Origin of the sequence: Shewanella sp. UCD-KL21 (genome assembly GCF_001957135.1) — a bacterium.
Taxonomy (GTDB): domain Bacteria; phylum Pseudomonadota; class Gammaproteobacteria; order Enterobacterales; family Shewanellaceae; genus Shewanella.
Genome location: NZ_MPHK01000001.1, coordinates 408,245 through 431,248, shown reverse-complemented (window position 1 = coordinate 431,248; position 23,004 = coordinate 408,245). Strand labels below are relative to the sequence as shown.

Below are 23,004 nucleotides of genomic sequence, written 5' to 3'. Positions count from 1 at the left end.
ACAAGAAAGAAATATAACAATTAGGAAATCATTATGACGATGAGTTTTGAAGGAAAAGTGGCAATAGTTACCGGCGCAGGAAATGGTTTAGGGCGTTCTCACGCATTAGAGTTAGCTAAAAGAGGCGCTAAAGTGGTGGTGAATGATCTTGGCGGCGCCCGTGATGGCAGCGGCGCTTCAAGTAAAGCCTCACAAGAAGTGGTTAGATTGATTGAGGACATGGGCGGTGAAGCCATAAGTCATGGTGCTAACGTGGCTAATTATAGCGAAGTGGAAGACATGGTGCAGCAGGCCATGGCTAAGTGGGGACGCATTGATATTCTAATTAACAATGCTGGCATCTTGCGGGATAAATCTTTTTCAAAAATGACCCTAGATGACTTTAAATTAGTCATGGATGTCCACGTTATGGGCTCAGTGAACTGCACTAAAGCGGTTTGGGAAATCATGAAACAGCAAAATTATGGCCGTATTGTGATGACCACATCTTCAAGTGGCATGTACGGCAACTTTGGTCAGTCTAATTATGGCGCGGCGAAAATGGCAGTGTTAGGTTTGATGAATACCTTAGTGTTAGAAGGCGCTAAAAATAATATTCGAGTCAATTCTTTAGCGCCAACAGCAGGCACACGTATGACGGAAGATTTAATGCCAGAAGAAATTGTAAAAGCGTTTGCACCTGAAGCCGTCACAGCCGGGATGCTGACCTTATGTGATGATGATGCACCGAATCGTTTCATCTTATGTGCTGGCGCTGGCGGGTATGCCAGTGCCAGTATTTTTGAAACCGATGGTTGCTTTTTACCACAATCTTCGCAATCACCTGAACAAGTCCGCGCTCATTGGGATGAGTTAACCGCGCAAGACAAGCAGGCAGAACTTGCCTCAGGTGCTAAACAAGGTGAAAAATTTGTCATGAAGGCAATGGCATTTATGAAATCTCAGCAGCAAGACTAATACTTGCAAGTGCCAATTTAAAAAATTGTTTACTTTCAATTAAATAAATACAAGCTAATAGTTATAAACGAGATTAATAATAGCTTACATTAATAATAAAAATAAGGGATTACCATGAGACAAGCCGTCATCGTATCTGCAGCAAGAACCCCCATAGGCAAAGCTTATCGTGGGGCGTTTAATGATTTGTCAGCGCCTACGTTATCAGCCGTTGCAGTAAATGCTGCCATCGACAGAGCTGGAATCGACCCCAATGAAATTGAAGATTGTATCTTTGGCGCCGCATTAACTCAGGGGAACCAAAGCATGAATTTTGGGCGTCAAGTTGCGATGGCGGCAAAACTACCAATTACGGTAGCAGGCATGACCATTGATCGCCAATGTTCATCAGGGTTAATGTCAATTGCCACAGCGTCAAACCAAATTGTGTGTGATGGCGCTCAAGTGATTGTTGCCGGTGGCTGTGACTCTATTAGCTTGGTACAGAACGACAAAATGAATATGTACCGTGCCGTCGATCCGAGCGTAAAAGATTATCGTCCCGCGATTTACATGCCAATGCTAGATACCGCGGAAATTGTGGCTAAACGCTATAACATCTCCCGTGAGGCGCAAGATGCTTACGCAGTTAAATCACAGCAACGAACCGCAAAAGCCCAAGCTGACGGTAAGTTTGATGACGAAATTGTCCCTGTGAGTTGCACTAAATTGGTTATGGATAAAGCCACTGGCGAGATCAATAAACAGCAAGTAACCCTCACTCAAGATGAAGGCAATCGCCCGTCGACAGACTACCAAAGTTTAGCCGCGTTAAACGCGGTAAAAGACAATGGCTCTATTACTGGTGGTAACGCATCACAGTTATCAGATGGCGCTGCTGCAGTGGTGGTTATGGATCGTGAACTGGCAAAGCAGCGTGGTATTGAGCCATTAGGTGCATATCTTGGTATGGTTGTTGTTGGCTGTGAGCCTGATGAAATGGGTATTGGTCCTATTTATGCGATTCCTAAATTACTCGAGCGTCACGGCTTAATCATGGATGACATCGGTTTGTGGGAAATAAACGAAGCTTTTGCAGTTCAAGTGCTGTATTGCGCAGAATACTTAAATATCCCAGAAGATCGTTTAAACGTTAACGGAGGTGCAATTTCTATCGGCCACCCGTATGGTATGAGTGGCACACGAATGGTAATGCATGCATTAATTGAAGGTAAGCGTCGTGGAGTTAAATACGTAGTCATAAGTATGTGTATTGGTGGCGGACAAGGTGCAGCAGGGTTGTTTGAAGTGCTTTAAGGTTTAACAATAATAAATAAGAGGCAAGTATTATGGAAAAGATTTGGCTTGAAAAAAGTTATCCACCTGGGGTTGCTCATGAAATTGATCCTGACAAATACAATTCATTAGCAGAGTTGTTTTTTAAATATACCCAGTTATATGAAGACAACACCGCATTCGTCAATATGGATGTTGCTATTAGCTATGCAGAACTTGAGCAACAGGCAACGGATTTTGCCGCATATCTACAACAAGATTTAGGTTTCGTTAAAGGTGACAAGTTTGCCATTATGATCCCGAATCTATTGCAATACCCTATAGCCTTATTTGGTGCGCTAATAGCAGGACTGACTGTTGTAAATGTTAACCCACTGTATACCCCACGGGAGTTAGAGCACCAGCTTAAAGATTCGGGTGCTAAAGCCATTCTTATTTTGGAGAACTTCGCCCATGTACTGCAAGCTGTTATTGATAAAACCGCTGTAGAACAAGTGATTATCACTGCTGTGGGTGACCGCTTAGGTACAATAAAAGGTGCGTTAATTAATACCGCGCTAAGACATGTAAAAAAACAAGTACCAGAATATAACTTACCTCAAGCAATAAAATTCAATAAAGCCTTAGCTTTAGGCAGTAAACTCACTTTCACTCCAGTTGACATTGTCGGTGCTGATTTAGCTTTTTTACAATACACCGGCGGCACGACAGGGCCATCAAAAGGCGCAATGTTAACCCATAGAAATATGGTAGCTAATATTGAGCAATCTAAAGCTGTGACTAAGAATGTTTATGAAGTAGGTAAAGAAATCATGATTACGGCTTTACCGCTTTATCATATCTTTGCATTGACTTCGAACTGCTTAGCCTTTATGCCTTTTGGCGGTAAAAATATTCTTATTACTAACCCGCGAGATATGGACGGCTTTGTTAAAGAGTTAGCTAAATATCCTTTTACTGCTATTACTGGGGTTAATACTTTATTCAATGGTTTATTACATACCCCAGGTTTCGACAAACTTGATTTTAGTTCGCTTAAAATGGGTTTTGGTGGCGGCATGTCAGTGCAACGACCTGTCGCAGAACTGTGGGAAAAAGTCACTAACACACGTTTGTTGGAAGGTTATGGATTAACTGAATGCGCCCCATTAGTCACTATGAGTCCATATAACCAACAAAGTTATAACGGCTCCATTGGCGTGCCTGCCTCATCAACGGATATCCGCTTAGTGGGCGCCGATGGTGAGGATGTTGCCAATGGTGAGCCCGGTGAGATGTGGGTTAAAGGCCCCCAAGTGATGAAGGGCTATCATAATCGCCAAGATGCTACCGATGAAATACTTATAGATGGCTGGTTAGCAACTGGTGATATTGCCACCATGGATGAAAATGGTTTCTTTACCATTGTCGATCGTAAAAAAGACATGATTATTGTCTCCGGCTTTAACGTGTTCCCCAATGAAATTGAAGAAGTACTGGTGAGTCATGAGGGCATATTAGAAGCCGCTGCTGTCGCTGCGCCAAGTGATGTAACTGGCGAAATGGTTAAAGTCTATGTGGTTAAAAAAGACCCTGATTTAGATGAAGCTGCAGTTTATGAACATTGCACCGAATTGCTGACGAACTACAAGCGCCCGAAAGAAGTCACCTTCTTAGATGAATTACCTAAAAGTAATGTCGGTAAAGTACTCAGAAAAGAGCTTCGATCATAGTCAATGTGTTACTAGTAAGTTTGTAATAGGACTGAAATAGTTAAATTTCAATACTTTATTAACAGATCAGGCGCATAATGCCCTGATCTGTTTTTACGCTCCCATGATTTAGCAATCATTATAGATATTCATTAATGACAAAGCTTAGTTTGTTAGCGTGACCCATTTGAAAATAACAAGAATTACAGGAACCAATATATGAAATTTAAAAAACTGCACATAAGCCAACTGTCAGTTTCTATTATGCTACTTTTAGCCGGCACAGTAACGTTACAAGCTAATGATTTAGAAGAAGTTGCTAATGAATTAGATGCAGCTAAACCTGCTATCAATATCAATGACGCCAGCTTTAGCTGTATCCGAGATATGACACCTGTAAGACATTTTTATGTCGATAACATACTGGGCGATCTTGATACCACGCTGGCAGTAGCCAGTGCCCCTGAGGGCGTAAAATATCCACCTGGCTCAGTAGTGCAGTTGGTTCCAACTGAAGTGATGGTAAAGGGCGAGGCGGGTTCATCTCCTGTTACCGGTGATTGGGAGTTTTTTGAGTTAGAAGTCAGTGAAGACGGCTCAAAAATCGTTAATCGTGGCTTTGTTGATGTCAATAACCGTTTTGGCGGCAATTGTTTTACTTGTCATTTACCAGCTCGCGATAAGTGGGATTTTATCTGCGAATCAGATCATGGTTGTGAACCGATTCCAATCGATCACAGTATGACGGGGGCGCTGCAACGCTCAGATCCTCGCTGCGGTGAAGAAGCACTTGAATCTGGCGACAGTATGGCGTTATTTAAATTAAAAACCATGGTTGTTATTGGTTCGGTTAAAAAGTGGTTTGAAGACCTTTTTTAACCACACAGCTATTAAAGAGTAAAGTGAATAAGCTTTGCTCTTTTTTATGGAAAAATTTTAAAAGTAAGATTAACCAAGTCAGGGATGAACATGAGTGAAGTTAAAACCCATTACCGAAATTGTAATATTTGTGAAGCCATGTGTGGCTTGGAAATTAAATATCAAGACAAACAAATCTTATCGATAAAGGGCGATCAAAACGATCCTTTTAGTAAAGGTTACAATTGCCCCAAAGCCACCGCGTTAGAAGACTTTTATTACGACGAAGAACGTTTAAAAACCCCCATTAAACGTACTGCATCGGGTTGGGTTGATATCTCATGGGAAGAGGCATTTGATGAAATAACCGAGAAATTCAAAGCGATTCAACATCAACATGGCAAGAACGCACTGGCAGTGTATTTGGGCAACCCTAATGCCCACAGCCTTGGCAATGCCATGATGCTAAAACCCTTTTCAAAGTCTTTGGGCACCATAAACCGTTTTAGCTCAGCTTCAGCTGATCAGCTGCCGCATCATGTAGCATCTAACTTCATGTTTGGTGCAGGCATGTTAATCCCAGTCCCCGATATCGACCGCACCGACTTTATGTTAATTATAGGCGGTAACCCTGTTGTGTCGAACGGTAGCATGATGACAGCGCCAAATGTGATCGGACGCATGAAAGCGATTCAAAAAAAAGGCGGCAAGGTTGTTGTCGTCGATCCTAAACGTTCCCGAACAGCCAAAATTGCCGATCAACATTTGTTTATTCGACCTGAAAAAGACGCTTTACTGCTATTTGCGCTGATCCATTGTGTGTTTGCCACTCAAAAAGTAAATTTACGCCATTTAGCCACCATGACGGATGGTGTTGATGAGCTTGAAGCTGTTGCTAAAGGCTATGCTCCTGAAGATGTGGCTGATTTTGTTGGTATTGATGCTGCAACTATTCGTCAGCTTGCTGATGATATGACCGCAGCCGATTCAGCGGTATGTTATAGCCGTATGGGCGCCTCCACACAAACCTTTGGTGGCTTATGCCTATGGTTAACTAATGCGCTAAATATCATCACAGGTAATTTTGATCGTGCTGGTGGCGCGATGTTTCCTCAGCCTGCTTTTGATTTACTCAGAAATCACGTAAAAGGCCATAAAACATCATTTGGCCAATACCAATCTCGAGTGAGAAAATTGCCATTCTTTAATGGTGAATTTCCAGTATCTACCCTAGCTGAAGAAATACAAACACCTGGTGAGGGGCAAATAAAAAGCTTAATCACTATTGCGGGTAATCCGGTGTTGTCAGCGCCCAATGGCAAGCAATTAGCCGATGCATTTAATGAATTGGATTACATGGTATCAGTGGATATTTACCTTAATGAAACCACAAAATACGCCAATATTATTTTACCCGGCACCACAGGTGTTGAAAATTCCCATTTTGATATCTTCTTTAACTCATTCTCAGTAAGGAACACGGTTAAATACTCACCACCGCTATTTGAAAAAAATGCTGATCAGCGTAGTGATTGGCAGATTTTAAAAGAAATATCGTCTCGTATGACCAATACGCCCATGGATCCTTATACTCCTGAGATGATCTTAGATATGGAATTAACCCATGGACCATACGGTGATCAAGGTATGAGTTTACAAAAACTGATCGAGAATCCACATGGAATTGATATCGGCCCACTGATGCCGTGTATTGAACAAAGGATTAAAACCGCAGCAGGTAAAATAGATTTAGCGCCGCAAATATACCTCGATGACTTATCACGCTTAAATGCCATTATCAACACTGCGCCCAGAGATAAAACATTCCCATTTGATTTAATCGGTCGCCGTTTAGTTAAAAGTCACAATACCTGGACACAAAACTCTGAGCGTTTAGTCAAAGGTAAAAATCCCTGCACTTTAGAAATCCATACCCTAGATGCACAAATGCTTGGTGTTAGCGCGGGGCAATTACTTAAAGTTAGCTCCAGTGTTGGTGAAATTGAAATCGAGGCAGCCATTACAGACGACATTCTCCAAGGCGTGGTGTGTATGCCACAAGGTTGGGGCCATAATCAACAAGGAACGCGTATGTCTATTGCCGCAAAGCAGCCCGGAGTGAGTATGAATGACTTAACGGATGCAAGTAAGGTCGACATGTTAACGGGTAATGCGGTACTTAATGGCATACCCGTTGCGCTTAAACTTGCGTAACTGTAGTGGAAACATGACAGATGAAATACTTTACACCGTTATTTGTTTTTATCGCTGGTTGGATACTGTTAATATTTAGTGATACGTTGTCGACAATTAGCATTGTTAATGGTTTGCTGCAATTACTCTTGTTTACCCTTGTGGTATGTATTCCTACATGGCGAACAGGCCGAATGTCCTACGTGGATATAGGCTGGCCATGGGGACTGACGCTTATTGGTATTATGACGTGGTGCTACAGTGACGGTAATTCAACCCGTGTTGCGTTAGTCAGTATGGCTTATATATTTGCTGGCAGCCGTATGGGGCTAGGGGCGTTAAAACTGTGGACATCAGGTCACCTGCAAACAGAGCTGCCACGTTATGAATACCAAAAACGTCGCTGGCAAAAAGTAGGTAAAACTAACGTCGCGTTAGCGCAGCAAATAGAGGCGATAATACAAGGTTTGGCCAATGCATCTTATTTGGCATTACCTGCATTTATTATTGCAACCAATACAGACTCACAAATTTCAAAATTTGAAATTATCGGCATTATTGTGTGGCTGGCGGCATTTGCGATGGAAACCATTGCCGATATGCAAAAGCTAGCTTTTTTGAAAGCGAAGAAATCGACAGGGGTTAACAATCAGGTTTGTAATGTAGGCTTATGGCGATTTAGTCGTCATCCAAATTACTTTGCAGAATGGATGGTGTGGAATGGATTGGTTATTGCCGCTATTCCATCGTGGCTAGCCTTATACCAACAAGAGACCGTGGTTGTGTGGGGATTACTAGGAGTAGGTTTACTGATTACCTCCAAAATAATGTACACCACTTTAGTCAGCTACACAGGCGCAGTCCCTTCAGAGTTTTATTCAGTTCAAAAACGCCCTGAATACAAGGCCTATCAGCAAACAACCAATATCTTTTTCCCGGGCCCGAATAAGACAGTAAATATAACTAAAAATAGCATTAGAACTAAAACTATCACCAATAGGTAAAAGCATGTTTAAAAGTACTGACAACTATATTGCTTCAAGTGATCTCACTATGGCTGTGAATGCCGCAATCGCATTAGAAAAACCGTTATTGATTAAAGGCGAGCCGGGTACCGGTAAAACTCAATTAGCGGAAGAGTTAGCTAAATCTTTAAATTGTAAGTTATATCAGTGGCATATTAAATCGACCACTAAAGCGCAGCAAGGCTTGTACGAATACGATGCGGTGTCGCGCCTAAGAGATAGTCAGTTAGGTGATGCACGCGTGCATGATATTTCAAACTATATCGTTAAAGGTAAGTTATGGCAGGCTTTTGAAGAACAGCAAAGACCCATCTTACTTATTGATGAAATAGACAAAGCTGACATCGAATTCCCCAACGATTTACTGCAAGAATTAGATAAGATGGAGTTTCATGTTTATGAAACTCAGCAAGTGATCAAAGCTAAACAAAGACCCATTATCATCATTACCTCAAACAACGAAAAAGAACTGCCAGATGCCTTTTTAAGACGCTGCTTTTTCCATTACATCAAATTCCCCACCAAAGTGGAAATGGAAAAAATCATCGATGTTCACCATCCTGATGTGAAACAAGAACTACTCAAGCAAAGCTTAGAGGTATTTTTTGAGCTACGAGAAGTGAATGGCATTAAGAAAAAGCCGTCAACCTCTGAGCTAATAGATTGGATCAAACTGTTAATATCAGATGATATTTCTCAAGCGAGTCTATTAGATAAAAATTCTGACGTCATTCCGTTATTTGGTGCGCTACTTAAAAATGAACAAGATGTGTCACTACTTGAAAAACTGGCTTTTATGAGTCGAAGAAATCGCTAATAGCTAAATAAAGGTAACAAAATCATGTTTATTGATTTTTTTCTTACGTTGAAAAAACATAACGTACCTTGCAGTTTGCGTGAGTTATTAGATCTCATTGCCTTATTAAAAAAAGGCGTCGTGTTTGCAGACGTTGAAGATTTTTATAATTTAGCCAAAATCGTGATGGTGAAAGACGAAATTTACTATGACAAATATGACAATGCTTTTGCGGAGTATTTTAAAGGTATAGAAAGCATTGATGTGTTTGATCAAATCTTGCCAGAAGATTGGCTACGTAAAGAATTTGAAAAGCATTTAAGTGCCGAAGAAAAGCAAAAACTCAAAGCCCTAGGCGGTCTTGAACAGCTGATGAAGGCACTAAAAGAGCGACTAGAAGAACAGAAAAAACGTCATGCTGGTGGTAATAAGTGGGTCGGCACCGGTGGCACATCACCTTTTGGCGCTTATGGCTATAACCCTGAAGGCATAAGAGTGGGGCAAGAGGGTAACCGTAATAACAGCGCGGTTAAAGTCTGGGATAAACGCGAGTTTAAAAACTTCGACCAAGACCGAGAGCTAGGTACCCGTAATATCAAGTTAGCATTAAAAAAACTACGAAAGTTCGCCCGAACAGGTGCCAGTGAAAAGTTAGATATAAACACCACTATTCGCTCAACCGCTCAAAATGGTGGCTTGTTAGATGTTCACATGGAGCCAGAGCGCCACAACGCGGTAAAAGTGCTGATGTTTTTTGATGTTGGCGGCTCAATGGATGATTACATTCAAACCTGTGAAGAGCTTTTTTCTGCAGCCCATACTGAATTTAAACAATTAAAATTTTTCTATTTCCATAATTGTTTATACGAAAAAGTCTGGCAAGACAACAGCAGACGCTATCAACAAACCATCGATCTCGAAGAAATTATCAGAACATACGGATCAGATTATAAAGTAATATTTGTTGGCGATGCGACAATGGGCCCTTATGAAATTGTCGCCCGCGGTGGCAGTGTTGAACACTGGAATGACAAACCAGGCAGTGATTACATGAATCGGCTATTAGGCCATTTCAATAAAGTGACGTGGTTAAATCCACAACCCGAGCAGCATTGGTCTTATCATCACTCGATATCGATCATTCAACAGCTAATGGATAACAAAATGTACCCTCTAACGGTTGATGGTATTGGAAGGGCGATTAAAGAGCTGAGTTAACTTAGTCTCTATTTCAAGTACCTTTCTTTATCTGGCTTGAACTGTAACCCTGACCTATCAAGACACTGTTGACAATTGTCTCGCGCCAAATACGGAATTTAATTTTTAAAAAGGACGCAAATATGGCGTATTTATACAGTATTTTAGGTTGGGGCTCGCCACTTGGTATTGGGTTGTTTTTGTTCTTTAGTGGTGCTGGCGCAGGGTTATTTTTTTGGGGGCTTGCTTGTTTAAAGAAAAGTCAGTAGCCCACATAACAAAACATTAAAATAAGCCGCTGGGCGGAGCTAAATCAGCACTTAATCGAGTTTATTAACCTCATTAAGTTAGGTCCACTTAAAAACTTGGATGGAACACAAAAGTGACAAGGGAATTTCAATAAAAATAGTACATATCAACGAATATTAACAATTTCAATCAGCCCAATAGCCCAGAGCCAGTATCAAAAAATCAAACCCCTATAGAATAAAGCACTGCCAACTAACGCTTATTTCGAAAATGGGCACTAGATTATCCTATAAAATCAGTAAACTTGGTTTATAATTTCAAAATTAATTGGCAAACTAACACTGAGTTTGGAGTGAATGTATGAATCGAACTTCGCCGTCTAAAGGTTTCACTCTTATGGAGTTAGTTGTTGTGATTGTTGTTTTAGGTTTGTTGGCAATAACGGCGCTCCCCAAGTTCATTAATCTAAGTGATTCAGCGCGTACGGCATCGTTTGAAGGCTTAACAGGGGCATTACATGCTGCTGCAGACATGGCCTATCTCCAGCAGCGTACCAAAGGCAAGCAACTCAATGATGATATTGTGATAGACGGTACTACAATCACCATGATTAATGGCTACCCCTCTCCTAGAAGCATGCGAGGCTTAGTTGTTGCTTCGGGGGGCAAATGGGAACTAGAGGACCCAAGTAACCCCAGCTCTTGGAGTGGAGCGGAAAATTTCGCTGAATACATGTGGGTGAAGTCTGATGGGACTTACAACAGAAAATGCCGTGTGTATTACTATATAGATGCAAATATGACCGAATATGTGGTTCAGATTGACGAATCGGGATGCTAAGAGTCCAAATGAAACCTTCGTTATAGAATCCAGCAATGAAGGATAGTCTGCGCGAAGTGGCATTGTTATCCCTTAGAACACCAGTAAGTTTACGAACATCAAATGCCAATGTCATCGCGCCGACTTATACTGCACTTTCTTTGCTCCTAAATCACATAAATATTGTTAAGTTATGAAAGATGAGTTTTTGTCAGTGCTATTTCTTCATAAGCTATGTCTGCAAGTGCTATACCTGCATAAGCTATAATAAAGTTATCATCTAAGGATTGGATATGAGTCATTTTTCTAAAGTTTGTTTTTGGATATCGTTAATCATCTTGCCGCTGTTAATTATCGGCGCTATTTACAATATTGGTTATTTAGTTGGCTATAATATTTATGCTGATGAATTTGGTTTACCTATAACATTCAACTCAATGGGGTTAATTGCTGCTGGAGTATGTTCATTTCAGCCATTTATTAACACGATTAAAGAGTTGCAAGAAAAAGCCTTCAAGTGTTCAAAAGGCTAAGTAACAGCAAACAACAAGTGTTACAAAGTAAATAGTGCTTGGTTTATTTCAATACGTCCAACATATAGCCAAGCACCAAGTTCTGTTTATCTGGCGTTAGCGTAATAAGCAAACTAAGGGGTGAAAGATGGAATTAGGTGCATTTTCAGTAAGTTTAGCGGTTAAGAATCTTGAAGAATCCAAACTTTTTTATCAAAAAATTGGATTTAAAGTCATTGGCGGAGAGCAATCGCAGCATTGGCTAATTCTCAGAAATGGCGATCATACTATTGGATTATTTCAGGGGATGTTTGAAGGCAATATGCTGACGTTCAATCCTGGTTGGGATAAAAACGGTAAGCCACTAGAATCATTTGCCGACGTTAGAGATGTCTTAAAAGAGTTCGAATCCCAAGGTCTGAATATAACCCAACACTCTATTTCCGGTGATACGGGGCCGTCGAGCTTTTCTTTACAAGACCCAGATGGTAATTCAATCCTAATCGACCAACATGTGTGAAGTCTTACAACTTTAAGTCGTTAACAACTTTATCAACTTAAACGTTTTCTGACTAAGGATAGATGTGTGAATACCTTACAAAAAATCGCTGGCGTTGCTGCACTTTTTGAAGCTGCCATTTACATATCAGCATTTATATTTTTTGGTGCATTTGGGGATTACCCAGTCAGTGCCGATGATACACAAAAACTCATTTATCTAACTCATCATCAATCAACGTTATCAATCATTAATTTTGCTATGTATGTCGCTTTTGGGCTTTTTTTAGCGATATTAGTTATAGCAATCCATCAAAGAATGAAAACCCGAGCGCCTCTTTTGTCACAAACGGCTGCAATCTTCGGTATCATTTGGGTTGGCCTTGTCATCGCAAGTGGAATGATTGCAAATGTTGGCTTAGCAGCTGTTATCGATTTGTCAGCCCAAAACCCACTGCAAGCAATGACCCTTTTATTGGTTATAAACACAATCGTTGAGGCTTTGGGGGGCGGCAACGAAATTGTCGGCGGCCTATGGGTACTATTATTGAGTGTTGCAGGCTTAAAAGCGATTGAATTACCGAAATGGTTACACTATTTCGGACTATTTATTGGAACTGTCGGTGTTCTTACAATTTATCCTGCTGAAATTCTGACAGAAATATTCGGCTTAAGCCAAATATTGTGGTTCTCTTGGCTAGGTATGGCAATGCTTGTAAAGCCTAACAGCGAATAGGGCGTTCAAACGGCTTAATCACCATTGCAGTCACTAAGTAAATTGCTATGGCGTTAACTTTAAAAATAAATATGCAAAAAATTGGGCACCTTGTAGTAAATAAAAATAGGCCGCCAGAAACTATGACTATTGTTAGCTTTACTTTATAAATAGAGCTGACTTATTTAGCTGCTATTAAGTAATAACAGTATTAATACCATTAGCCTTGTTACCAGTCCTTGACTATGGCTTTAATCATATTGGCAGTATTTTCTGGTTGCTCTAGGGGAAACATATGACCACCATTGGGCATCATAGATACTTCAATCTTGTTTAAGTTAGCAAAGCGAGTGAAATACTTAACCGGGAATACATCGGTTTTTTCGCCATAAATAAGCGCCGCTGGGATCTTAAGTTGGTTTTTATATCTGGCTAAGTTACAAGGTAAATGTCTGAAAATATCGGCTTCAACTTCCGGTAAAAAAGATAGCTCTAAGCGTTTGTTTTGCTGGGTTACACCATGATCAACGTAATCTTTTAAACACCTTGGGTCAAAGTTTTTAAAGAGTTTTTTCTGTGCGAAGTTACCAACTAAGTTGGTGTTTAGCGGCCAATGACGTTGACGGTTTTGCGCCCGACCTGCAGGAGACCACTTATCAATTAAACGGGTCTTTTTAACCACGTTGAGCACATGACTAAAAGGGCCTGTTACTACAGGCGGATCTAACATGACGACACCACGAAACAACTCTGGATGTTGGCATGCTGCAAGAAAAGACAGAATGCCACCAAATGAATGACCAATACATATCACTTTTTCATCTTGCTGTTTTAGATAATCAACCAACTCAGTAACCAAGTGCTGCCAATTAGTGTGTATAGGGTATTTATGATTATGCCCATATTGATCATGGGCTATGGTACTGAACTTTTCATTAAATTCACCGAGGAATGTTTTATAACTTCCAGCAGGAAATCCATTGGCGTGAACGAGGTTAATCAGTGGCTTAGTCATAGTTACTTCGATACCATCTTATTGATTACTTTTGGTTTAAAATCTTTTTATCAGAGTTTTGTTATGAAGGGTTATAAAAGACTATTGCCGCTTAAACATATTAAGTTAAACCAAGCGAGCAATAGCCTTATAGCCAGTTAGAATATTTTTGTATTATCAATGGGTGTGAGCTCTTGAAACTCAGGTGCTCGTTTTTGCGCTTTGGCAGTAAAGGTTTCCATCATGTCATTTTGTGGTTGGAACATGCCACTTTGCCAAGCTGCCATATAATTTAAGCTATCAGCGACTGAGTGGTCGCGGCCATAATTAATCATCTCTTTACAGCCGGCAATGGCTAGAGGCGAGCGCGCGGCGATTTCAGTGGCTATGGCCATTACGCCGACTATCATGCTTTGTTGATCTTCAAATACTTGATTGACCAAACCAGCATCTTTAGCCTCATTAGCTGGCATTCTGCGACCGGTATAGGCTAACTCTTTAACTAAGCCCATAGAGATTAACTTTGGTAAGCGTTGCAATGTGCCTAAGTCAGCAGTCATGCCCAATTTAGTTTCTTCAATACTGAAAAAGGCATCACTGGTACAATAACGGCAATCTGCAGCACTGACCATATCAACCGCGCCACCAATACAACCGCCTTGAACCGCCATTAGCACTGGCATTCTGCAATTTTCTAGTACATTAAAACAGTCTTGTAGTTTTAACACTAGGCGACGCAGTTGCTCATGTTTGCGACCTAACTCAATATTTTTATCACTGCTAGTTTGAGTAAATACCGCTAAGTCCATGCCAGCACAAAAATGCTTACCCGTTGATGAAATAACAATAACGCGGGCAGCTGCTTGATCATTTATTTGATGAATAACTTTTGGAAACTCCTCCCAAAAATCTATATTCATTGAATTTAATTCATTAGGACGATTAAGTTTTATATGAGCAACTTTGTTAGTTATCTCTAAGGTAAGGCTATTGAATTTTTCATCATTATTCATGTAATTACCTTTAAAACGTCAAGGTGCTTTGGGCATCGATTTCTATCGCTGCGTCTAAAGCTTCAAGGATTGATTGGCGCTCTTTTAGTTTAGTGCCGTGATGTGATTTCATATCAAGAGACTGCATATGTTTCGCCACACCATGAGCAGTTGCCATGAGGTGCTCAGCGTCTACGACTTGATCGAGAAATCCAGCAGTAACCGCTGTTTGAGGGGCAAAAAGTTCAGCAACTATCACTGAGCGAGTAAGATAATTACGTGGAATACGATTTCGCGCAAGCTCAATGCCAGCACTATGCATTGTCATGCCAATAGCCACTTCATTTAGACCAATTTTAAAATCGCCTGCACAACCGATGCGATAGTCGCAGCTGAGTAATAAAAATGCGCCTTTAGCGATGGCATGGCCGCTACATGCACCAATAATAGGGGTAGGGAACGCCAGCATTCTGCGTGCTAATTTAGAACCTGCGGTAACCAGCGCAATAGCAGCGTCTGAACTAGATTTCATGGTTTTAAGATCAAAGCCACCAGAAAATATGCCAGCTTGACCAGTTAAAATTACCACGGCTTGTTGCTGCTCAGCCGCATCTAAAGCTGTATTGATTTCAGTGATAATTTGCGGAGAGATTGCGTTTACTTTGCCATTATTAAGTGTAATAACATGTACGTTATTCTCAATGGCTACGTTGATAAGTTCCATTTACTACCTTTTGGGTCTGTTTTTGTTATTAGTAAGCTGTTATTTGCAGTTAACTTTGGTTGCCAGTTTGTTACTGCCTTTTGTTACTGTATACAGTATTTACTCTAAAAAAAAGTGTTATCCCTGTTTTGCTGCTAATTGATAGGCAGGTCTATTTTGCACTTTAGCTAAATAATTGACTATATGAGGTTTATCGTTGATTAGCTTTAAACTCATCGCTATCTCTAACATGATAGTCATCATGATATCTGCAGCACTAAAATTGTCTCCAGCAAAGTAACTATGCTGCGCTAGATATTGATTAATATAAGCAAAGTCCACCGCTAATTCTTTTGCAATATAGCCATCTAACGGGTAGTTAGCCTCACGGGGCTCCATTTGCAGTAATAAACTGGTGATTACGGGTAAAGCGAGTGAGCCTTCTGCAAAATGACTCCACTCAATATACTGGTAAAACTCAGCCGTATTGTCAGCTGGGCGTAATGACGACTCAGGGCTTTGGTTTAAGATATATTCCATAATGGCACCCGATTCGCAGATAGTTATGTCACCGTCCACAATGATAGGGGCTTTACCCAAAGGGTGAAGTTGTTTAAAGCTGTGTGGCGCGAGGTTTGTAAGTGGATCGCGATCATGACAGATTAACGAATAGGGCATGTTTAGTTCTTCCAGTAACCAAATGACTCGTTTTGAACGCGACTTTTTTAAGTGATGTACGGTGAGCATATGACATTCCTATTTATATGTAAGTTATTCCATTGGCGCAGCAGCAAGCTTGCGGTCTTCATGTTGATTTTTGAATTTCGATCCCAGTATTTTCACTAACACACCAGCGGTAAACAGCATAATTAGGGTATAAATAGCCGGGGTAAATGACATTTTATAATTGGCAAGTAGCGTTAATGCCATAAACATCGATAAGGTACTATTTTGCAAACCGACCTCAATGGTAATTGACGTGCGTTGCGCGAGGTTTAAGCCGAACCATTGACTTGAGTAATAACCCAGCGCCATGGTAGAAATATTTAATATTAATGATACTGGTCCGGTATTTATAAGCGCATCAATGACGATATCTTGTTGAATATATGTCAAAAATATAATCAGTAGCGTTAGAAAGAGTATGCCAAATTTTGATACATGAACTTGACTACTATCGGCGACTTTAGGCCAATATTTTTTGATAAGCATTCCAATTGTGATGGGAACTATGGTCAATTTCATTAAGCTGATCATGGTGCTGACAATGGGTAACTTAAATTCACTGCCTTCACCCATAAAATAAACTAGCGATAAATTAAGTACCACGGGGATAGTAAATACGGTGATCAAGCTGGCAATGGCGGTCATTGTGACTGACAGGGCCACATCACCTTTAGCAAGGTGGGAAAACATATTTGAGGTAGTGCCGCCAGGGCACAGCACCAGTAACATCACCCCAACAGCATATTCAGGTTCTAATGGCATAATATTAGCTAATGCAAAACCGATAATAGGCAGTAAAATTAATTGATTGGTTAATCCTATCGTCACAGCTTTGGGGTATTTAACCACGCGTTTAAAGTCATTGGGGACTAAGGTTAAACCCATTCCCATCATAATTAAAAAGATACAAACTGGAATAACTTGTGAGTTTACAAATGTCACTAATTCAATATTTTCCATAAACACCTCAGGTATAAAGGGCCATTCGTTGGCCTATAGATTGACAATAATGTTAGCTATAGCGAAACGATCTGCCCAACGGAGGGATCTGTTTTACCCGCTAATACCTGCTGATAAATAGTTTCCAGCTGATTGATGTTGTCAGTATGATTAATGGTTATCTTGCTGCGGCAAAATTCAATATATTGCAACAGTGACAAATTAATTTGCTGCATTGTTTGTGATGCTCCCCAATCAAGCGTGCGCTTTTTGATGTGAGTCGGAGCAAAAAAGAATGTTGGCACCGCGCCGGGTAAAGCATCATGTTTAAAATTATCATTGATATTAATGTCTTGGTGGTGTGTTGCACCGATAAGGCAAGAATATTTAATCTTGTCGGCAAAGTGCTGATGAATTGCGGTAAGTATTGTTTTACTACCCGCCATATCGACTAATATAGAGGCGGTATTTAGCTGTAAACTCGTTATTTGCTGGTAACTTATCACCTGATCGTAACAGCCCAAAGCTGCAACGAATTGGCAATTAGATTGCGAGGTGATCCCAATAGTTGGCAGATCATTTCGCCGCTTAATGGCAAAGGCAAGGGCGATACTGGTTTTACTTGATGCACTGGTGATTAGATATTGCTCAGCCCCAAAGTAATGATTATCAAACATGAAATCATCTACTAACCATGAAGTGGTAAATAAACCACGCAATAAAATATCAAAATCTTCATTGGTTTGTTTATAAAAAGGGTTGCTAGCAACTCGGTCAAAACGACTGTACACAGGTGCTAGGCCTTCACGGCATGGATTGCGATCTGAAAACCCAGAGGAATTAATATTTCCGGCAATAATTTTAAGGTGGCTAGCCATAGGAACAAATCCCCAGACGCGTTCACCCACCCGAATTTGTTGATTATTTGAAGCGACAACCTCAGCAAAGCCCATAACCGGAAGCTGGCCCCATTGTGCTTGCTCTGCGTTTTTTTCAGTAGGAAAAAATCGCCAGTAGCCCAGTGAGTCGCCAGTAATGCCATAACTAATGTTATTCGCTGTCAGGGCAAACTTATCTATTTTGAGTAACACTTCATCATCTGCCAAAGCTGTAGTGGTATTAAGCGATACAACTCGGGTCTTGGTTAACTTCGATTTAGCAACTTCAAATACGACTGCATGATTTAGCCTAGTGTGAGATTCCATTCTAGTAAGCCTTTTGGTAAGTACTTAGTTATGATTTAATGAAACAATTTATGGCTTGATTAACTTCATCAGGTCTTTCGTGTTGTAGCCAATGGCTAGTATTAGCAAAACGTTTAACCGTCACGTCTGCGACATATTGTTCGATGCCAGTTAAATTGTCATTTACAAAAGCAAGGTCTGCTTCGCCCCATAAAATCAGTGTTGGCACATTAATGCGTATATTGGGGATTTTGATACTCGATGTCGCTTTGACTGGGCTAGTCTGGTTTAGCTGTCTATTATTTAACTTGCTTTCATTTAACTGGGGATCTAGCTTAGTTTGATTATCCGTTTGTATAGGCTCTTCATTGGCTGCTAACTGCGGCATCGCGCGATAATATTGCAACATACCTGTAATCGCACCAGCTTGTTGCCATGCCTGTTGGTAGTCGGTCATTTTTTGGTGATCAAATACTTTATTGTTGCAACTCACCATTACATCATCTTTTAAGTACTTGAAGTTGTCACGGCTTAAAAACGACTCGCCCTGAGGACCGATTAATTGATGAATGTAAGCACTTTTTTGCCGCTGTAATGGGTTTGAAATCATTTCACGGGTAAATGTACTTGGGTGGGCGGCATTCAAAATAATCAACTGACTAACGAGTTGCGGCTTAAAGGCGGTTAATGGCCATGCGATAGCGCCGCCCCAGTCATGTGCCACTAAAATGACAGGCTTTGTAGGGCTAATAACCTTGATGAATTTTGCGATGAAATTAATTAAATTAGGTACGGCGTAGAAATCTAAATCAGCAGGTTTGTCGCTTAAGTTATAACCGGGTAAATCTGGTGCGATAACCCGATACTCCTTAGCGAAAAAATCTAATTGTTGTGCCCAGCTTCCCCAGTATTCTGGAAAACCATGTAAAAAAATCATTGTAGGCTTAGCATTATTCAAAGGATCATTGGCTAAGCCAGATTCAACATAGTGAATACGAACCTTGTCGATAATGGTGTAGTTATGCTCGAGTTTCATATTCTCCCTCATTTACAATGCTAATTAATGACCAGTGCAATAGGGTGGGTTAATCAAAAAAAGCCACAGCATTGTCAATCGATTCACGGCTGGTACGGGTGTTATTAGCTGCCGCTGTTTCATCGGCATAGCCAAATGACATGCCAAATAAAATGCCGCGTTCTTCTGGTAGGTTTAATACGTCTCTGACAGGATCTGGGAATTGCCCTAATGCACCTTGCATGCAGTTGGAAATACCATGCTCAGCGAGAATTAAAGACAGGGTTTGGGCATAAATCCCTAAGTCGACAGCGCCCATAATGTCCAAGTATTTATCCATAGTAAAAAATACCGCATGGGGCGCATCAAAGAACTGCCAGTTACGCAACATTGCCATTTGACGCGCTTGTTTATCTTCCCTAGCGATACCTAACTCAGTATAAAGCGCATTGGCTGAGCCAAACTGACGCTCACGATGAATACCACTGTATTGGGCTTTCCAATTAAAATCGGGATTAGGAATTGCTCCACTCATGAGCAATTCCACAAATTGATGCTGGAGTTTGTCTTTTGTTTTTCCTGAAACCACACAGGTTTGCCAAGGCTGAACATTACAATTTGACGGCGACAGTTGCGCTGTTTCAAAAATGTGTTTTAAGGTCTCTTGTGGCACTGGCTTATTGAGAAAAGCACGTGCCGAATAGCGTTGTTTTAATATGGATTCAATGGGCATATTGCAGACTCTTTGCTTAGTATAGAAATGTATCGTGTTAGTGATTCATTGCGTTAAACATTAAAGCCAATAGCGACAATGTGAATCATTGTTGCTATTGGCATCACTTATTTAAAATTCATAAGAAATGTTGGCGCCGAAAGTGCGAGGTTGATTTGGGTAGCCATTAAAACTACCTGCTTGAATAGGAGGCGGGAACGCTGACAATAAGTATTCATCATTGGTTAGGTTACGCACCCAAACCTGCAGATTAATACCATTGCTAAAGGCTAACCCGGTGCTGGCATTAACGGTATTAACTTCGCGTGTTAATGAATCAGGCACGTTTTCAGCTAATTTAGTGTCACTTTCATATAAGTAATCAACTCTAGCGAAACCATATATGTCATCACCTATCTCATAATTATAAGCAAGTCCTGCAGTGAGGCTTAAATCAGATATGCCTGCTGGTTTTTCCCCTGATAAATCTACAGGCCCCTCTAGGCCGGATGCGCCAACAAAGGAGTCGTATACAGGGTCAAGGTAAGTACCTGCAAGAGTGATAGACCAATCACTACTTAAATTATATTTAGAGTCAAACTCAATCCCTTGAGTACTTTGCTTACCCGCGTTAGCGAGCACAAAACCGGTACCGATAAAGTGATGATTGGAAGCCCTCAATGGTTTGATCAAACAAGGTTAGATTGAACGCACCATCTTCAAAACGTGTTTTAACACCAAGTTCATACACGGTTGCTTCTTCTGGTGATGCATAACGACCACCGTAGACTTGATTAGGTTGTGAGATCCCAGCTGTTTCTAATGCACCTTGATCTGCAGCAAAAGGGCTACTGTAACGGGATAAATTCCAAGATGTTGCTTTAAACCCCGTCGCTGCAGTGGCAAACACATTGACGTTATTATTGATTTCGTAAGCTAAACGAAATGACCAGGTTGTTTTGCTGTCATCTGTTTTATGGTTTTCAACCTCATTAGGTAATTCCATCATAGGCGGTAAAAACTGTAAGCCTTTCAATACTGGAACTGCAGGAGCTAATTGGGGGATCGAACCAATTGGCACACCAAACAAGGTAAGTTCATTATCTAAATCAATTGCAGAAAACACATCAGTATTAGTTTGTTCTATGGTGATGTCTTTTTGGTCATTGATATAACTGGCACCAAAAATAGCCGTTAGCAGTTCAGTGATATGGTAATCAAAGCTTGCGAACAATGAGTAAGCATCATTTTTTTGTTCAAACTCTGAGTTAATCGCAGATTGATTTGAGAAAAAGGTACCAGGTTCAAGCCCATACACTCCTTCAACACCACCTAATAACCCCGCAGCACCTCCAGCGGCGGTTAATACATCAAAGTAATTTCGAATATCATTACCGTAATATAAAGTATCGCCAGTAATCACTTCTTCATGGAATAGGTAGGCGCCTACCATCCATTCAAAGTCTCGTTCACCTGTTGAAGTTAAGCGTAACTCCTGAGTGATGGTTTCTATTTCAGTATGGCCGCCTTCAGTGAGAATATCTAAAGAAGTGTAATCAACATCATTCATAAATCCTGAATCATTACTGCGATATGCACTGATCGATGTTAATGCAAAACCATCAAAATCAACGTCGATTTGGAGTGATGCGCCGCCATCCTCTATGTTATTATCAGGATCTGAATTAAGGGCTGATTGATAAGAAAACGAATCATTTTCGTCAATAACAATGCCACCTAATGCGCGAACGGCTGCTGTTGTCGGGCCGTTAATTTCATCTTCAACAGCGCAACAGGCTTCTTGAATTTCACTGTAATCTGCTATTAATCGAAACTTAACATCTTCAGTGGGTTCATATAAAGCTTGCCCTCTGATGTTCCAACGGTCGCGATCATTCACATCTGAAAGACCAACAATACTTTCAGAATATCCATCACGAGCGTTATATCCGCCTGATAAACTCACGGCAAACGTATCAGACAGGCCATTAGTAATGTAGCCTTTAACAATTTGCTGATTGTAATTACCATAGCCCAATTCAACCATGCCCTCTAAATCATATGAAGGCTCCATGGTGGTTACGCTGATAACCCCAGCTGATGCATTTTTACCAAATAAGGTACTTTGTGGTCCGCTTAAAATCTCAATTTGTTGCACACGAGGTAGGTCACCTATTTGTGCCGCTGCACGAGAACGATAAACACCATCAATAAACACGCCAACAGAAGGTTCAATACCGGTATTATTGGTACCATTACCAAATCCACGAATAGAGAAGTTGGTATTGGTTGAGCGTTGTAATGGTGTAACTCGTAAAGTTGGTACCAATGTTTGCAGATCGTTTATATCTAAAGTATTTGATTGCTTAATGTCTGAACCGTCGACTACGGTAACGGCGACAGGTAGCTCTTGTAGGCTTTTTACACGTTTGGATGCCGTAACATAGATGACTTCAATATCATCTTTTTCTTCTTGTCCGTTGTTTACCTCTTCAGCCATTGCTGTAGAGTTCAGAACCCCAAAAACGGCTAAGGCGGTTAGCGATTGTTTAAACACTTTTTCTTTTTTTAAATTCATTTTTATCCCCAATACTGACTAATAGTTATTAAGTAACTGTGTCATCAAACTGATTTACTTATGACGCTTGTGCGCTCTAATTAATAACCGGTAAACATCTAGTTTTTTATTTGCGTTATTCAATAACAGCAAGGGGATAAATCAGAATCCAGCTTGATTCCTAAAATAACAAACTACCACTTTTCATGAACATGCAAACGCAGAATCATGCTATGACTAGTTTCAGTATTTAACCAATCAATTGTTTTAATAGATGACTATTCATTACGGGAATACAGGGCTATTTATATCGCTTACTTAAAGCGCTTGTAATCTCAAAAAAAACAACTATGACGAAAGTCTATATTCGTTGAAGGAGTGACATAGACAACTTTAA

At 40.6% G+C, this 23,004-nt stretch carries 23 protein-coding genes; 13 read left to right on the top strand and 10 right to left on the bottom strand.

The genetic code is table 11. The features are described 5' to 3' along the window. Positions 1-33 precede the first annotated feature (33 nt). The 13 genes from BM739_RS01855 to BM739_RS01800 all read left to right on the top strand — a co-directional run bounded on the left by BM739_RS01855 (position 34) and on the right by BM739_RS01800 (position 12,806). Complete coding sequence (locus BM739_RS01855; protein ID WP_076536676.1) at positions 34-957, top strand: SDR family NAD(P)-dependent oxidoreductase; 924 nt, start codon at positions 34-36, stop codon at positions 955-957. Between the two features lie 114 nt (positions 958-1,071). Continuing rightward, positions 1,072-2,253, top strand: a complete 1,182-nt coding sequence (locus BM739_RS01850) for an acetyl-CoA C-acyltransferase (protein ID WP_076536674.1) — start codon at positions 1,072-1,074, stop codon at positions 2,251-2,253. A 32-nt stretch (positions 2,254-2,285) separates the two neighbouring features. After that, positions 2,286-3,944: an AMP-binding protein gene (locus BM739_RS01845; RefSeq protein ID WP_076536672.1), complete on the top strand. Its 1,659-nt coding sequence runs from the start codon at positions 2,286-2,288 to the stop codon at positions 3,942-3,944. 198 nt (positions 3,945-4,142) lie between these two features. After that, positions 4,143-4,802: a hypothetical protein gene (locus BM739_RS01840; protein ID WP_076536670.1), complete on the top strand. Its 660-nt coding sequence runs from the start codon at positions 4,143-4,145 to the stop codon at positions 4,800-4,802. A gap of 90 nt (positions 4,803-4,892) precedes the next feature. Beyond that, positions 4,893-6,995, top strand: coding sequence for a molybdopterin-dependent oxidoreductase (locus BM739_RS01835; protein WP_076536668.1), 2,103 nt, complete (start codon positions 4,893-4,895; stop codon positions 6,993-6,995). A 20-nt stretch (positions 6,996-7,015) separates the two neighbouring features. After that, positions 7,016-7,978: a DUF1295 domain-containing protein gene (locus tag BM739_RS01830; protein WP_076536666.1), complete on the top strand. Its 963-nt coding sequence runs from the start codon at positions 7,016-7,018 to the stop codon at positions 7,976-7,978. Positions 7,979-7,982: 4 nt separating this feature from the next. Beyond that, on the top strand, positions 7,983-8,816 hold the full coding sequence (locus BM739_RS01825; RefSeq protein WP_076536664.1) for a MoxR family ATPase: 834 nt from the start codon (positions 7,983-7,985) through the stop codon (positions 8,814-8,816). Between the two features lie 24 nt (positions 8,817-8,840). After that, positions 8,841-10,013 carry a VWA domain-containing protein gene (locus tag BM739_RS01820; protein ID WP_076536662.1) on the top strand — a complete coding sequence of 391 codons (1,173 nt, stop codon included), beginning with the start codon at positions 8,841-8,843 and terminating at the stop codon, positions 10,011-10,013. A gap of 122 nt (positions 10,014-10,135) precedes the next feature. Continuing rightward, the gene (locus BM739_RS20625; protein WP_303046081.1) at positions 10,136-10,261 is read left to right on the top strand and encodes a hypothetical protein; all 126 of its coding nucleotides are present in this window, start codon (positions 10,136-10,138) and stop codon (positions 10,259-10,261) included. A 340-nt stretch (positions 10,262-10,601) separates the two neighbouring features. Then, complete coding sequence (locus BM739_RS20620; RefSeq protein WP_076536659.1) at positions 10,602-11,081, top strand: prepilin-type N-terminal cleavage/methylation domain-containing protein; 480 nt, start codon at positions 10,602-10,604, stop codon at positions 11,079-11,081. 272 nt (positions 11,082-11,353) lie between these two features. Next, positions 11,354-11,593, top strand: a complete 240-nt coding sequence (locus tag BM739_RS01810; RefSeq protein ID WP_076536656.1) for a hypothetical protein — start codon at positions 11,354-11,356, stop codon at positions 11,591-11,593. A gap of 127 nt (positions 11,594-11,720) precedes the next feature. After that, positions 11,721-12,092, top strand: a complete 372-nt coding sequence (locus tag BM739_RS01805) for a VOC family protein (RefSeq protein ID WP_076536655.1) — start codon at positions 11,721-11,723, stop codon at positions 12,090-12,092. A 66-nt stretch (positions 12,093-12,158) separates the two neighbouring features. Then, the gene (locus BM739_RS01800; protein WP_076536653.1) at positions 12,159-12,806 is read left to right on the top strand and encodes a DUF4386 family protein; all 648 of its coding nucleotides are present in this window, start codon (positions 12,159-12,161) and stop codon (positions 12,804-12,806) included. A gap of 208 nt (positions 12,807-13,014) precedes the next feature. Here the strand turns inward: BM739_RS01800 and BM739_RS01795 are convergent, their stop codons facing one another. The 10 genes from BM739_RS01795 to BM739_RS01755 all read right to left on the bottom strand — a co-directional run bounded on the left by BM739_RS01795 (position 13,015) and on the right by BM739_RS01755 (position 22,628). Continuing rightward, on the bottom strand, positions 13,015-13,800 hold the full coding sequence (locus BM739_RS01795; protein ID WP_076536652.1) for an alpha/beta fold hydrolase: 786 nt from the start codon (positions 13,798-13,800) through the stop codon (positions 13,015-13,017). 137 nt (positions 13,801-13,937) lie between these two features. Next, complete coding sequence (locus tag BM739_RS01790; RefSeq protein ID WP_076536650.1) at positions 13,938-14,792, bottom strand: crotonase/enoyl-CoA hydratase family protein; 855 nt, start codon at positions 14,790-14,792, stop codon at positions 13,938-13,940. A 10-nt stretch (positions 14,793-14,802) separates the two neighbouring features. Beyond that, on the bottom strand, positions 14,803-15,495 hold the full coding sequence (locus BM739_RS01785; protein ID WP_076536648.1) for a crotonase/enoyl-CoA hydratase family protein: 693 nt from the start codon (positions 15,493-15,495) through the stop codon (positions 14,803-14,805). A 117-nt stretch (positions 15,496-15,612) separates the two neighbouring features. Next, positions 15,613-16,221: a glutathione S-transferase family protein gene (locus BM739_RS01780; protein ID WP_076536646.1), complete on the bottom strand. Its 609-nt coding sequence runs from the start codon at positions 16,219-16,221 to the stop codon at positions 15,613-15,615. A gap of 24 nt (positions 16,222-16,245) precedes the next feature. Next, on the bottom strand, positions 16,246-17,160 hold the full coding sequence (locus tag BM739_RS01775; protein WP_076536645.1) for a bile acid:sodium symporter family protein: 915 nt from the start codon (positions 17,158-17,160) through the stop codon (positions 16,246-16,248). A gap of 56 nt (positions 17,161-17,216) precedes the next feature. Then, positions 17,217-18,344, bottom strand: coding sequence for a DUF2855 family protein (locus tag BM739_RS01770; RefSeq protein ID WP_076536643.1), 1,128 nt, complete (start codon positions 18,342-18,344; stop codon positions 17,217-17,219). A 28-nt stretch (positions 18,345-18,372) separates the two neighbouring features. Further along, positions 18,373-19,359 carry an alpha/beta fold hydrolase gene (locus BM739_RS01765; RefSeq protein WP_076536642.1) on the bottom strand — a complete coding sequence of 329 codons (987 nt, stop codon included), beginning with the start codon at positions 19,357-19,359 and terminating at the stop codon, positions 18,373-18,375. A 49-nt stretch (positions 19,360-19,408) separates the two neighbouring features. Continuing rightward, positions 19,409-20,071: a nitroreductase family protein gene (locus BM739_RS01760; RefSeq protein WP_076536640.1), complete on the bottom strand. Its 663-nt coding sequence runs from the start codon at positions 20,069-20,071 to the stop codon at positions 19,409-19,411. 111 nt (positions 20,072-20,182) lie between these two features. Further along, positions 20,183-20,692 carry a TonB-dependent receptor gene (locus BM739_RS20405; protein WP_254843442.1) on the bottom strand — a complete coding sequence of 170 codons (510 nt, stop codon included), beginning with the start codon at positions 20,690-20,692 and terminating at the stop codon, positions 20,183-20,185. Then, positions 20,682-22,628, bottom strand: a complete 1,947-nt coding sequence (locus tag BM739_RS01755) for a TonB-dependent receptor (protein WP_254843441.1) — start codon at positions 22,626-22,628, stop codon at positions 20,682-20,684. The genes BM739_RS20405 and BM739_RS01755 overlap by 11 nt, the downstream gene beginning before the upstream one ends. Positions 22,629-23,004: the final 376 nt, after the last annotated feature.

What these genes read in the sequence shown, in the direction of transcription:
- BM739_RS01775 (WP_076536645.1), bottom strand. Translation starts at nt 17,160, where the DNA reads ATGGAAAATATTGAATTAGTGACATTTGTAAACTCACAAGTTATTCCA.
- BM739_RS01855 (WP_076536676.1), top strand. Translation starts at nt 34, where the DNA reads ATGACGATGAGTTTTGAAGGAAAAGTGGCAATAGTTACCGGCGCAGGA.
- BM739_RS01840 (WP_076536670.1), top strand. Translation starts at nt 4,143, where the DNA reads ATGAAATTTAAAAAACTGCACATAAGCCAACTGTCAGTTTCTATTATG.
- BM739_RS01830 (WP_076536666.1), top strand. Translation starts at nt 7,016, where the DNA reads ATGAAATACTTTACACCGTTATTTGTTTTTATCGCTGGTTGGATACTG.
- BM739_RS01780 (WP_076536646.1), bottom strand. Translation starts at nt 16,221, where the DNA reads ATGCTCACCGTACATCACTTAAAAAAGTCGCGTTCAAAACGAGTCATT.
- BM739_RS01770 (WP_076536643.1), bottom strand. Translation starts at nt 18,344, where the DNA reads ATGGAATCTCACACTAGGCTAAATCATGCAGTCGTATTTGAAGTTGCT.
- BM739_RS01805 (WP_076536655.1), top strand. Translation starts at nt 11,721, where the DNA reads ATGGAATTAGGTGCATTTTCAGTAAGTTTAGCGGTTAAGAATCTTGAA.
- BM739_RS01755 (WP_254843441.1), bottom strand. Translation starts at nt 22,628, where the DNA reads ATGAATTTAAAAAAAGAAAAAGTGTTTAAACAATCGCTAACCGCCTTA.
- BM739_RS01810 (WP_076536656.1), top strand. Translation starts at nt 11,354, where the DNA reads ATGAGTCATTTTTCTAAAGTTTGTTTTTGGATATCGTTAATCATCTTG.
- BM739_RS01765 (WP_076536642.1), bottom strand. Translation starts at nt 19,359, where the DNA reads ATGAAACTCGAGCATAACTACACCATTATCGACAAGGTTCGTATTCAC.
- BM739_RS01760 (WP_076536640.1), bottom strand. Translation starts at nt 20,071, where the DNA reads ATGCCCATTGAATCCATATTAAAACAACGCTATTCGGCACGTGCTTTT.
- BM739_RS01845 (WP_076536672.1), top strand. Translation starts at nt 2,286, where the DNA reads ATGGAAAAGATTTGGCTTGAAAAAAGTTATCCACCTGGGGTTGCTCAT.
- BM739_RS01850 (WP_076536674.1), top strand. Translation starts at nt 1,072, where the DNA reads ATGAGACAAGCCGTCATCGTATCTGCAGCAAGAACCCCCATAGGCAAA.
- BM739_RS01785 (WP_076536648.1), bottom strand. Translation starts at nt 15,495, where the DNA reads ATGGAACTTATCAACGTAGCCATTGAGAATAACGTACATGTTATTACA.
- BM739_RS01825 (WP_076536664.1), top strand. Translation starts at nt 7,983, where the DNA reads ATGTTTAAAAGTACTGACAACTATATTGCTTCAAGTGATCTCACTATG.
- BM739_RS01795 (WP_076536652.1), bottom strand. Translation starts at nt 13,800, where the DNA reads ATGACTAAGCCACTGATTAACCTCGTTCACGCCAATGGATTTCCTGCT.
- BM739_RS20620 (WP_076536659.1), top strand. Translation starts at nt 10,602, where the DNA reads ATGAATCGAACTTCGCCGTCTAAAGGTTTCACTCTTATGGAGTTAGTT.
- BM739_RS01820 (WP_076536662.1), top strand. Translation starts at nt 8,841, where the DNA reads ATGTTTATTGATTTTTTTCTTACGTTGAAAAAACATAACGTACCTTGC.
- BM739_RS01835 (WP_076536668.1), top strand. Translation starts at nt 4,893, where the DNA reads ATGAGTGAAGTTAAAACCCATTACCGAAATTGTAATATTTGTGAAGCC.
- BM739_RS01790 (WP_076536650.1), bottom strand. Translation starts at nt 14,792, where the DNA reads ATGAATAATGATGAAAAATTCAATAGCCTTACCTTAGAGATAACTAAC.
- BM739_RS20625 (WP_303046081.1), top strand. Translation starts at nt 10,136, where the DNA reads ATGGCGTATTTATACAGTATTTTAGGTTGGGGCTCGCCACTTGGTATT.